Source organism: Psychroserpens luteus (assembly GCF_015319355.1).
Taxonomy (GTDB): Bacteria; Bacteroidota; Bacteroidia; order Flavobacteriales; family Flavobacteriaceae; genus Psychroserpens; species Psychroserpens luteus.
In genome coordinates, this window is the sequence record NZ_JADILU010000006.1 from 302,088 (window position 1) to 313,819 (window position 11,732).

The window sequence follows — 11,732 nt, forward strand, 5'->3', positions numbered from 1 at the left end:
AACATCAAATATGCAAGAGTATTTTTTTCAATGTCCATATTGTTGGCAATCCATCTCAATGCTCATAGATGTTTCACAATCTCAACAACGTTATATTGAAGATTGTGAGGTGTGTTGTAATCCTATTCAACTGCAAATCAATATCGAAAATCAAGAAATCACTAGTTTTGAAGCCCAGAATATAGAACAATAGTTATATTTTAAATCACTAATAATCAATGTTTTAAAATATTTTCGATGAATAACATTGCGGTTCATCGAAAAATATTGTCATTTAACCGATATTCTGTTACATTCGTAGTAGAAACGTTTCCCTCAGCCAAATCTATCACTATGAAAACTGCTAAACTTACATTATTACTTTGTTTTGTTACCTTATTGTCCTTTGGTAGCGTTTCAACAAAAGAAAAAGAGGCTTTAAAAGCAATTTATAATTCTACAAATGGTGCACTTTGGACTACTACTTGGGATTTAGGTAAGCCTGTTCAAGAATGGTTTGGTGTTACAGTAAAAGGGGATAAGGTCATTGGACTTAATTTAGAATTTAATAACCTAAAAGGAGAAATTCCTTTAGAAATTGGAGATTTAGTTCACTTACGACATATCAATTTTTTTAGAAATAAAATTTCAGGAGGTATTCCTTCTTCAATAAAAAATTTAAAATCATTAGTTACTTTAAATTTAGCATTTAATATGCTCTCAAATCCTTTACCAGAAGAAATTGGAGCATTAGAATCGTTAAAGAATTTAAAGTTATTTATGAATAGGATAGAAGGCCAAATCCCTTATTCAATTGGTCAATTAACAAACCTTAGAACTTTAGAGTTATACAACAACAAATTAACAGGAGAGTTACCTTCATCTATAGGAAATCTTACTAAGTTAAAGGAGTTATTGGTTAGTAGTAATCAAATTTCAGGCAAGTTACCTGCAACGATAGCAAAGGTTGAAGGACTAAAAGTTCTTAGTCTTTTTGAAAATAATTTTTTCGGAACTTTGCCAAGTTCAATCTGTAATTTAACAAGTCTTGAGGAGTTAGTAATCTCTGATAATGCGTTCTACGGAAAATTGCCTAATCAAATTGTTAATCTTACAAAATTAAAAGTATTGCTTATTGGTAACAATGATTTTAAAGGAGAATTAGTTGAACTTCAAAATCAATTTCCAAATTTAAAGCAATTTGATTTCGTAGATATTCATAATCAAGGAGCAATTGCTACACTTGATACAGAAGATGATGATTAATAATAATTTTTATAGTTAGTTTTGAATTAGTATTTGCTCTCATCATGTTTGTGTTGAGAGCTTTTTTTATGAATTAATTTTTATTTAAGAATGATTTCAATCTGTAATTGACTGTTAAATAGATGAATAAATTCTAATATAATTATCTATTAAAATCTTGACGAAATATGTTGGTAATATCTAAAAAAGCTTATATATTTGCAGTCCTAAAATGATTGAGTCGGTATTATGAGCCGAAAGTTAAAAGCTAAGACAATCTTTTAGATATTAAATCGCGGGATAGAGCAGTAGGTAGCTCGTCGGGCTCATAACCCGAAGGTCACTGGTTCGAGTCCAGTTCCCGCTACTAAGTGAGACTCAAGTGCTTTATGCGTTTGAGTCTTTTCTTTTTTATCGACATATAGATTTAAAAATGAATGAGTTAATTCAAATAGTAAGTTCAATTTGCTGGTTCGACATTCCTTATTTTTCATCGAAAATCTAAAACCTTCTGGAAATAGAATATTCTGAAATGTTCTCTTATTGTGATAATCTAATGATTCGTAGAATTCACGAGGGTTATCGGCGATTTTTAGAAAATATTTCATTACTTTTTTGTGGTTCGATAGTTTTGAAGGCAGTTTAGCTAACAATTGCTTTTTGCTATCGATTAAGTCTTTTAATTTTAAGCCATGTTTCTCGAAGATTTCTTTAGATATTTCATCTGTAGCATATCTAAATTCAATTTTATCATACTGCTCTTGGAGCTTATTTATTTCAGAATTAATTTGCCTCTTCTTGTCACCTGTTGATGATAATTCTGTTGTGATAATTTTCTCTAATTGTTTTGAGAATAACTTCTGAAAAGATTTAGATAATTTTAAAGAATCAACTGTTTCTGCAAATTGCTGATGGATACCATCAGTAAGTGATTTAGTTCTTGTATTAGCATTCACTGTCTTATTACATGATGAGCATTTGTAATAAAAAATATGTTTACGTTTATTTAAATAGGAAGTCATATTTGCATCACAATCCGAACAAACCAAAAACTTAGGAACTAATGGGGTTTCTATCTTTCCGTTTATTTTAGGTATACCAATTTGAGTAGAGTTATTTAATTTATGCTGCAATAGATCAAATTCCTTTTTTGAGATGATGGGTTCCCAATGTCCTTTAATTTCAGTATCAGGAATTAAGCTATTAGTAAAAAAGCCAGCATAGAATAAATTAGACCACATCTTATTAAGACTCTGCTTTGGGATATGTAAACCTTCCGATTTAAGATAATCTTGAATTTCTTTATCTGTGTGACCTTTGTAAAGTTTAAGCTTAAAAGCTTCTTTAATCAATACGCTATCATCGTTAAGCTTTATTTCTTGTTTAGCCTGAACTTTTAACGGATCTGAAACTCTCGGGCCAAAATGGTCATAACCTCTAGGAGCACGACCTAAAAATATGCCTTTCTCTAAAACATTGATCATTCCTGGTATAATGACATCCTGACGATTGAAGTTTTCTTTTTGAGCATATAGGAGTTGTGTAGAAAACTCATTTTCATTACGCTCTGTAAACGTATTATGACCAGTACTTACAGAATATAGATACACATTGTACTTGCGTCTTAAACTCACGAACAATTCAATATGTTCAGAACCTGCACGACCAAAACGACTTGGAGACCAAATCAAAATCATTTGAGGTCTTTGAGGTTTTGATGTAGTTTTAATAGCATTTAAAAGCTCGTTAAGTGTTTTTTGAGTATTAACACGTCTTGAGCTTTCATATTCTGCATCAAACTCTTTAGTGATTACTAAACTGTTTTCTTGAGCGCAAGATTTAAGTCGTTTAACTTGAGTTTCAATACTTCCATTTTTTAAGAATTGTTCTTTGGAAGAAACTCTTGTATATGACCACACAATTGCACCTCTAAAATCTGAAATGCTAAGCTGTTTAGTTCTACTCATTTTGTATTTATTTTACTGAATCATAAACGAGTTTAGTAAATTGATATAAACTCAAGGCTAATTCATGTTTTTGTTCTTCGTTTGCTATTGAATGCTCAATTGAAAGACATTCGTCAAGCTCTGTATTATCTAATAATTGTTTCTGTTGTAATTCCTGTAGCGATTGTCGGCCCATAACGAGATAGGATTAAATCGGGCTGTGTTTTCAGGAACCGAGAGTATTCTACATTAGTTTTCATCTTATTTAGTAATTAAAGTTAATTTATAGTTGTCTTGAGATCTGACGTCTATAAGAAGTTTAGTACCTAGAGGTAGTTTGTTATTTAGAAAAAAATCAGCAATTTCATCTTGCTTAACATGTTTTTCAGTAATAATTCTAGGTTTTATATGGTTATCATCAAAAGCGATTTCTACAATTTTTGGACGTTTAAATATTACGATATCTCTGATTTGGTTTTCAATATCTGATAGGTATTTAAGATCCTTTTCAGTAGAATTTAAATCAAAACTTACCACTTTAGAAAGTCTATTGAAGATAGGAATACTAATAATCGTATCATTTGAATACAGACTATTTAGTTTTATTAAAACCTCGTTATTATTTGATAAGAAATGATGCTCGCCTTTATTTGGGACATAAATCATAGAGTGAGGCTGTTTACCATTCATTAGGCAAGACTTTATCATATCTGTAAATGGATTCAACTCTTCTCTCAAGGTGTTCATAATCATATCATCTGAAAGTTGATTTTCTAAAACGGCTTTAGCTGTAGTCGATAATCCGCTCCTTTTAGCTTTTAGATTTTTCTTTATGACATCATCTGCATATTTCTCTACCTTTGGTTGATACCAAACATCTTTTGATAATTGGGCTAACCTGTCTGAATTGATTCCTATATCTGATAATTCTTTGATAATACCCATCCAAATGGCTTGAGGAATATTCATTCTGCCATGCTTCTGATTATCAAAGTAAGGCAGTATTTTTTTACTCTTCCAGTAAGTTACTTGTCTTGAAGCAATATTTAGATGTTTCGGTAGGATGTACTTTTTATAAAGTAGTTCGCCAAAACGGATATAAGAATCGTCACTCATTATTTGTAAATTTACACGAATGTAAATATTTTATTTTAAAAATGATTGCATTGTAAATATAAATTTTTAGTTTTGTTTGAAATATTTAAAACTAAATGAAAACAGATATTGAAAAACGTATTTGCCCATATAGTGGAGTTGAGTTCATTCCTAATAGAACGAATCAGGTCTTTGCTAATGACAAATATAGAATCGCCCATAACAATCAAAAAAGTAATTCAAAACGCAAACGCTTATCAGCTATAAATAAACCCTTATTAAAGAACTATGACATTCTCAATCTAATTATTGGAGATGAACAAGAAAAAGTAGCTCATAAAGAATACTTAAGAGGAGCAGGTTTTTCGTTTTCTGTTTTCACTCATCTACATAAAGACTTACATAAAGATAAATACTATTATGCGATTTATGATTTTTATTATATCAAATTGGACGATAACTACTATAAAATAATAAAAAATGGTTGATATAGATTTACATAATATACAAATCCTAACTTCTCAAGATATTGATTTGGTGCAAGTCTCTCATGTAAAGGAGGTAGAGATGCAGAATAACTATTTGAAGTATGGATTAGCTATTGGTGGAGTATTGATTATTGGTCTACTAATTTATTCGCTTTCTAATTATCCAGAGAAACAAAAAAGAATGAAATTTTGGAATCATAAAATCACATGATATTCAATTATTAATTTTTATTTATTTCGAATATTTCAATTTTATTTTTCATTTCTTTCTGTTTGTCTTTTTGTCCATCAAATCCGTAGAGAAATGCTAATACTTGATACATGTTGCAAAGATATTCGCTTCTGTCTAGACTCATGTCTTCTAATATTTTTACGCCTATTTCTTGGCTAGTAATTGCATGATTTATATTATGTTTTTTTAAATATAAATGAGATAAATCACTGTAATAAGCAGCTAAATAAAAATCGTTTCTGTTTTTCAAAGGGAGAGATTTATGGAGTACTATTCCCGATTTTATATGTTTTATTGCTGTATCATATTCACCGCCAAGCGCAAAAGATTTTGCTAGGATTCTATATTCAATACTTAATTGTTGATCATTATAAAGGTTATATTTTTCTCGTAGTTTTTGAACCTCAGCAAAATGTTTTAAAGTATTTTCTAAATCTCCTTCTTTTAGATAAGTATTAGACAAGTTATTTGATGTGACTATTACTTTTTTTATAGTTTTTGGTAGGTTGTCTCTAAAAATACTTAATGCCTTTTTAAAGCAGTTAATTGCTTTTTTAGGACTCCCATCTTCTGCATATCCCAGAGCTAGATTATTATACATTATTGCCAAATTCACATCATTGAGTCCTAGATATTTTTCAGCTCTTTCTGCTAAATCTATTAATTTTGGTAATATGCTTTTTGATTTAAAATAAAACCTTTTTGCAAAAAGAAACTCATTTTCAAGAAGTAACAAAGGTTGATATACACTTCTTCTAAAAGGCTCTTTTACAGAATCTAAAATTGATTCTGCATATTTTAAAAAGCGAAAAGATTTTTTTGGTGAATTATAACCCTCCTCTATTCGGCTTGCTAACCAACTTATAAATAACATACTTGATATAAATGGATTTAATTGCTTCCTTTCATGGTAGATTAAAACCTCTTGAATGATTTTATGTATGCTTATTCTCTCTCGATTATTATTGAACTCAACGAGGCCTTTCTTTTCAAGAGCGTTTAAAATATTTATAATATGTACTTTATTTTCATCATATAGTTCTTTTCCATTAATAAGAATTAAATCTTCTACTAATACATTATAAGATGGCAGGAGTATAAGAAAAGCTAAATAGTTTCTTTCTCCATTTTTTAAATTTGGTAAACTGAATTTTTTAATAAGAAAGTTGAAAAGTCTAATGGGTCTGATTTCATCATTTATGTCAATATCTATGGCCAAGTTTTCATCATCCAAACGCTGTTCTTTTAACGAAGTAAATAGAGAATTTAAAGTTACGTCAAAACTGTTTTCAATTGTTTTAGCTACCAATTCAATTACAAGAACATTATAGTCTACATAGTTGAAAAACTCAAGGAATAAATTATCTTCAATTTTGTCTTTGCTTGAATTTGATAAATAGATTTGCTTTGCATCTTCAAAACTTATTCTTGGTAATTTAATTGAAGGCAAAGTTTTATGATAGCTTCTAGTTAGGATTAGCTTTTTCCAGGAATATAGTGATGATAAAGATTTTATATCCGAAAACTCATCTTCACATTTTTGGATATCAATAACTAAAAGATTATTTCCGTCAATCTTGTTAAGTTCGTTTAGGATTAAATTGAAGGATTGAGTTATATCATTACTCGTAGATAGTTCAATTCCAAGATTCGCAATAAGCACATCATCTAGTAGAATGGCATTAGGTATTGATTGTTCTACATTAACCCATATTAAATGATCAAACTGTTCATGATTTTTAATGTATTTTTTTGCGAATGAAGTTTTACCCATACCACCTTCAGAATGGATAAGAATCATTTTCTTCTCTTGTAATTTATCGTTGGTTTTTACTGAAAAATCCTCCCAACCTAAAATTTCTGCAGTATAGATGTCAGGGAGCACGTTCAAGTTTTTTGGATATGTTCTCGGTCTTGAACTTGATTGACTTTTTAATATGTTTATTTCTAAGTCATGGGTCTCTTGTTGTATCTTTATTTGTTCTACATCATACTTAAGTGATTCGAATTCTACTTGAAGTAGTTTTGTTAGTTTTCTATTTACAAGTTCTTGAAGTTCATCATCAGTACGTTTTAGTAAGTTGAGAATAGTGTTTTTATTCAATAACCTATCTTCCTTTTCTTTGTTTTGAGAGTTTTTATATATTTCAGATAGTAAAACGCTAAACAGGACGTTAACTGGTTTGCTTTCAAATTTTGGGTCTTGGAGAATAGTATATATATCTTCTTTAATTTTTTTAATAGAATCTTCAGGCGATGAATCTCCAAATTCCCAAACAATATGTTTTGTAAAAGTAGATGCTTCACTATTAATTATTGTAATAGTATCTTGGCTAACTGCTTGTATTTCGTCTCTTTCATCTTGAGCAATGTTTTTTCCTAATTTTTTATTCTTTCTTAATTTAACCTCTTTAATTAATATCTCTTTTACTTTTTTAGAGCACATGGCAAATATAGAGTTGTCATTGAAATTTAAATCGTTAATCCACTTTGTGAGAAGTTTTTCTTTTTGAGAGATTGATGAATTTGTTGCAAAACAAAATGATATATCTTTATTAGATGAGTTGTATTTTAAGTAAAGTAAAAAGAAGTTAAAAAGGGACTTCTTTATTTCAGGTGAGTTTAAACTAAAAGAAGATGCATAGGATTTTACTTGGGTAAAAATGAGTTCTTCTCCCACTTCTTTAATGTCGTCTTCAACTTCTGTAAGTGTTTCAATATTTCTGTTGTTTACAAAATTATTAACCCATTTTTTAAGTGTACATAAATACTGATAATAGAACCCTCTGTTTGTAGCTATGGCTTCAGTTTGTACTCCAAAAACATCAATTATTTTTTTATTCATTATTTAAATCAGTATCTCCAAATTTATTTTTTTATAATTTATTTAGGAACTCTATACTTTCCTTAAAGTAGTAGAAGTAATTCTATATAGTCAAATTACTCAAATAATGGCATATTAAAACATTTTCAACACACTTTAATTCAAATTAATCTACATTAAAAACGCTTAAAAACTAATTGTATTCGTATTAAAATGCTTAAAGTTTCAATAACGGCCTATTTGAATATTAGATTTTTTGCTAGTTTGTTGTAAATTAGACTTATATGCTTAAAAATCAAAAAAACGGATAATGCATAATAAGAATTGGTAAGGAAAAATTAATGCAATTAACCCTTCTATCTCCCGATAGCTCAATCCAAATTTCAACTTGAAATATACTGCCTAAATTATAATTGAATGAGGGAATTTATAGCCTTTGAAAATGGTGTTTTAAACCAAAGATATAATTCCAGCACAAATTAATTGAAACCAGTATAACTCACTTTTTTAATAATATCACATTTCTGATATAAATTATGACTCCAACGATATGACCAATAAAAAGAACAGGATCTTTTCTAATTATTGCATAAGATAAAATGAGCGTTGAACCAATGATACTTAAAAGCCAAAAACCAAAAGGCAATAAAGATTCTCCTTGTCGTTCTGAGTACCACCATTGGTAGATGAAACGTAAAGTGAAAACTATTTGAGAGATAATTCCAAGAAGTAAAAGCCATAATGGGATTGTCTCATTATTAAACAAATTATTTACATCAATGATATTATTGTTATAGTAGTAAATAACAAGAATTGTTGGTGTTAATAACAGTAGCCATCTGAGTATTACATTTAGTTTTTGCCATTGGTTTTGAATTTGTAGATTTCGTATGTAAATAAAATAAGTCAATATTTGACCTAACATAATGGCAAAATCATCTCTTAAATAACCATAAATAAATAACAAGAAGGAAGCGAATAAACTTAAAGACCAAAATAAAGAAGGTGTTACAACTTTTTTTTGTTTTTCAGAAGTTAGCCATTGTATAATCAGTCTTGATGAAAACAAGACTTGAGCTAAAAAGCCAATTGAATAAATCAGCCAACTACTCATTATTACTTTTTTCTATCTCATAGTTAATATACTTCTTCTTCATCCATAAGTAAGCAAAACAATCCATTAATGGACCTAACAATCTATTCCATAAACCATATTTTGCTTCACCTGCAATTCGGGGAAAATGTTGAATAGGAATTTGTTTTATCTTGCCATCTTGAAGTAATATCATTGCAGGGAGAAACCTATGTAGTCCCTTAAACATTGGAATTTTTTTAGCATAACTGCTTTTAATAACTTTTAAAGGACAGCCAGTATCATCCATACCATCATGGGTGAATGTTCTACGAATACCGTTTGCAATAGTAGATGACATCTTTTTTACAAACGAATCCTTTCTGTTAGCTCTTACGCCAGTCACTAAATCAAATTCGTCAATATGCTCTAGAAGTAAATTAAAATCTGAAGGAGAAGTTTGTAAATCTGAGTCTATATAACCAACAAGTTCTGTATCTAAATGGTCAAAACCTGCTTTAATTGCTACACTTAATCCTTTATTTTTAGAAAGACTTATAAAATAAAAGTCCTTATTTCTTTCGCAAATTTGTTCAATTAATTCTTGGCTTTTATCATTTGACCCATCATTTACAAATAAAATTTTTGTGGGTACTGTTGCAATTTTCAGATAGGATAACAATTCTTTTTCTACTCTGAGTAAATTGTCTTCTTCATTATAAACAGGTACTATTATGGTAAGTCTATAAGTCATAATAATTTATATTTTGAATCGAACACCTGTTCGTAAATACAATGAATTGGAATTATCTAATGATTTTATGTTGTTTTTACCTCCATCTCTTAAGTTCACGGTATTACTAAAAATGTAGGATGTTCTTGCATAAAATTGAAGATGTTTGGTAAAATGATATTCATATTGCAAACCACCTAGTATTAACGACATATTAATACTTTCGGCTGTCTCTGTATTATCTACAGCTACGCCTCTTTGTAGATTGGAAGTAACACCGTCTAATTCTGCATATAACTTTAATCTATGAACACTTGATATATGATATTGTAAATTGGATTTTGGAACACCAACATTATATGACCACGACGGATTAAACTTTTTATAATAACTTATAAAAGGTAACGGAAAAGGAAATCCACGATTGCCTGAATACGATACTCCAAGGATAAGTCGCCAAGGTTTTGAAACATTTTCATCTTTTGTTTTATCTTTAATAAATACAACATCCCCAGACAATACAATATCTTCAAGGTTTAGGTCATTGGCAGTTAAATTAGAACTAAATCCAGGTTTTAACTTTACACCAAACCTCCAATCCTTATTTATAGGTGTCGTATATCCTATATTCAAATCTAATAATTGAAAGCCGTCAATCTCTGTTTTGTCAAATGACGGATTATCATCCATTTTTAAATCAAGATGACTGTAATCTAATCCAATCAAAAGGTAGGTTTCTTCTTTTTTTAATTTAATGGGGTAATTAAATAATGCTCTTATTCTACTATATTCAATAGAAGAACTACTAGCAGGAATACTTGTGTAATCTATACGTGCGAGGTCGTTTAATTGAGCCGATAATTGAGTTGAAAAAAGGCAAATAAGGATACCAATTTTTAAGGTGAGTTTATTCATAGTTTTATTTTATTTTAATTTTTTTTATGTAATGTGAAATGTTTGTTTATATAATAGACGCTTCTTTTCGCCTTTATCTAAGACTTTAGAAAAAGAAGTAAAATTTTGTAGTGCTATAATATCTGATTTGTTGTAATTTAAATTCTCTTTTTTTTAATTAGAAAAACTTGCTTCAAGAACCAATACTTCGCCTTTTCTTAAAATTTCAATCAATACTTGATCACCTTCTTTAAGGTTTTCAATTTGTTTTTTTATGTTCCCTAAATCGTGCGGCGCATTACAACTTAATCCTTGAATACTTAAAATGATATCTCCACCAAGCCATAGCTTTTGTCCAAATATTTCACCTTGAACAAGACCTGGTTTAAGACCTATATTATCTGCAAATGAATTAGGTGTGATACGCTGTACTAAAACGCCAGACTTTTGAGGTGTATTGAGAATTCCTGCCAATCCCTCACTCAAAAACAAGCCATCGAATCCCGTCCAAAAACTATTGACATCAAATAATGTTTTTTTTGCGGTATCAATATCAACTGCAAACCCTAATCCTTCGAAACCACCACTTTGGGATAAAATAAAACTTACAATACCAATAAGCTCGCCTTTCATATTGAGCATTGGACCACCCGAGTTGCCATGATTAATGGAAGCATCGGTTTGTATGAAGCCAGCCATCTCGCCATTGGTGAGCATGTTTTTACTCATCTTTCTACTAATATAGCCAACCGATAAACTATGCTCAAGACCTAAAGGAGCACCAATAATCATAACTTGTTCTCCAATTTTTGACGTTTTGGATTCCCCCATTTTAACTGCTTGTAAATTAGGAGGAACACTTCTCAATTTTAAAAGTGCCACGTCTGCAGCAGACGAACTGGATAGGACATCGGCTTTAAAGGATGTACCATTTTGGAGCTTAACACGAACTTCATTTGCAAATTCAACAACATGAGAGGCTGTCATAATAAGACCATCTGAACTGATGATTACACCAGAGCCTAATCCTCCTGAAGACGTGACTTGCTGGTCTTTAATTTTATATTCTGTAACTTCAATAGTAACAACAGAAGGGTCTAACTGTTCAAATAAAGCAGATATATCTTGAGCTTCGGCGCAAGAATAACAACTAAATAGTAATAAAAAATATAGTGTTTTCATAACAAAGGGTTTTTATATATTTATAAATTAACTTGATATTTC

Annotated in this window: 12 protein-coding genes and 1 tRNA gene; 5 read left to right on the top strand and 8 right to left on the bottom strand. The window is 29.7% G+C overall.

The window, feature by feature from the left end:
* Positions 1 to 10 precede the first annotated feature (10 nt).
* The 3 genes from IM744_RS15380 to IM744_RS15390 all read left to right on the top strand — a co-directional run bounded on the left by IM744_RS15380 (position 11) and on the right by IM744_RS15390 (position 1,591).
* Entirely contained in the window at positions 11 to 193 is a 183-nt protein-coding gene (locus IM744_RS15380) for a CPXCG motif-containing cysteine-rich protein (RefSeq protein ID WP_194509040.1), read from the top strand.
* Between the two features lie 140 nt (positions 194 to 333).
* Positions 334 to 1,245 carry a leucine-rich repeat domain-containing protein gene (locus IM744_RS15385; protein WP_194509041.1) on the top strand — a complete coding sequence of 304 codons (912 nt, stop codon included), beginning with the start codon at positions 334 to 336 and terminating at the stop codon, positions 1,243 to 1,245.
* Positions 1,246 to 1,518: 273 nt separating this feature from the next.
* Positions 1,519 to 1,591: transfer RNA gene (locus tag IM744_RS15390), tRNA-Met, on the top strand.
* On the opposite strand, the gene IM744_RS20920 is transcribed toward IM744_RS15390, so the two are convergent.
* The 3 genes from IM744_RS20920 to IM744_RS15410 form a co-directional block, all read right to left on the bottom strand.
* Positions 1,551 to 3,191: a recombinase family protein gene (locus IM744_RS20920; RefSeq protein WP_379660216.1), complete on the bottom strand. Its 1,641-nt coding sequence runs from the start codon at positions 3,189 to 3,191 to the stop codon at positions 1,551 to 1,553. The genes IM744_RS15390 and IM744_RS20920 overlap by 41 nt on opposite strands.
* A 7-nt stretch (positions 3,192 to 3,198) precedes the next feature.
* Positions 3,199 to 3,366, bottom strand: a complete 168-nt coding sequence (locus IM744_RS15405) for a hypothetical protein (RefSeq protein WP_194509042.1) — start codon at positions 3,364 to 3,366, stop codon at positions 3,199 to 3,201.
* Between the two features lie 65 nt (positions 3,367 to 3,431).
* Positions 3,432 to 4,286: a hypothetical protein gene (locus tag IM744_RS15410; protein ID WP_194509043.1), complete on the bottom strand. Its 855-nt coding sequence runs from the start codon at positions 4,284 to 4,286 to the stop codon at positions 3,432 to 3,434.
* A 95-nt stretch (positions 4,287 to 4,381) separates the two neighbouring features.
* On the opposite strand from IM744_RS15410, the gene IM744_RS15415 reads away from it, so the two are divergent.
* Positions 4,382 to 4,753 (top strand): hypothetical protein, encoded by a 372-nt coding sequence (locus tag IM744_RS15415; RefSeq protein WP_194509044.1) that lies wholly within the window; start codon positions 4,382 to 4,384, stop codon positions 4,751 to 4,753.
* Positions 4,746 to 4,964, top strand: a complete 219-nt coding sequence (locus IM744_RS15420) for a hypothetical protein (protein ID WP_194509045.1) — start codon at positions 4,746 to 4,748, stop codon at positions 4,962 to 4,964. The genes IM744_RS15415 and IM744_RS15420 overlap by 8 nt, the downstream gene beginning before the upstream one ends.
* Positions 4,965 to 4,974: 10 nt before the next feature.
* On the opposite strand, the gene IM744_RS15425 is transcribed toward IM744_RS15420, so the two are convergent.
* The 5 genes from IM744_RS15425 to IM744_RS15445 form a co-directional block, all read right to left on the bottom strand.
* The gene (locus IM744_RS15425; RefSeq protein ID WP_194509046.1) at positions 4,975 to 7,830 is read right to left on the bottom strand and encodes a hypothetical protein; all 2,856 of its coding nucleotides are present in this window, start codon (positions 7,828 to 7,830) and stop codon (positions 4,975 to 4,977) included.
* Positions 7,831 to 8,308: 478 nt separating this feature from the next.
* The gene (locus IM744_RS15430) at positions 8,309 to 8,923 is read right to left on the bottom strand and encodes a lipid-A-disaccharide synthase N-terminal domain-containing protein (RefSeq protein WP_194509047.1); all 615 of its coding nucleotides are present in this window, start codon (positions 8,921 to 8,923) and stop codon (positions 8,309 to 8,311) included.
* Entirely contained in the window at positions 8,916 to 9,635 is a 720-nt protein-coding gene (locus IM744_RS15435; protein WP_194509048.1) for a glycosyltransferase family 2 protein, read from the bottom strand. Before IM744_RS15435 ends, IM744_RS15430 begins: the two co-directional genes overlap by 8 nt.
* Positions 9,636 to 9,641: 6 nt before the next feature.
* Positions 9,642 to 10,529 carry a DUF6268 family outer membrane beta-barrel protein gene (locus tag IM744_RS15440; RefSeq protein WP_194509049.1) on the bottom strand — a complete coding sequence of 296 codons (888 nt, stop codon included), beginning with the start codon at positions 10,527 to 10,529 and terminating at the stop codon, positions 9,642 to 9,644.
* A 153-nt stretch (positions 10,530 to 10,682) separates the two neighbouring features.
* Positions 10,683 to 11,690, bottom strand: coding sequence for a S1C family serine protease (locus IM744_RS15445; protein ID WP_194509050.1), 1,008 nt, complete (start codon positions 11,688 to 11,690; stop codon positions 10,683 to 10,685).
* Between the last annotated feature and the right edge of the window lie 42 nt (positions 11,691 to 11,732).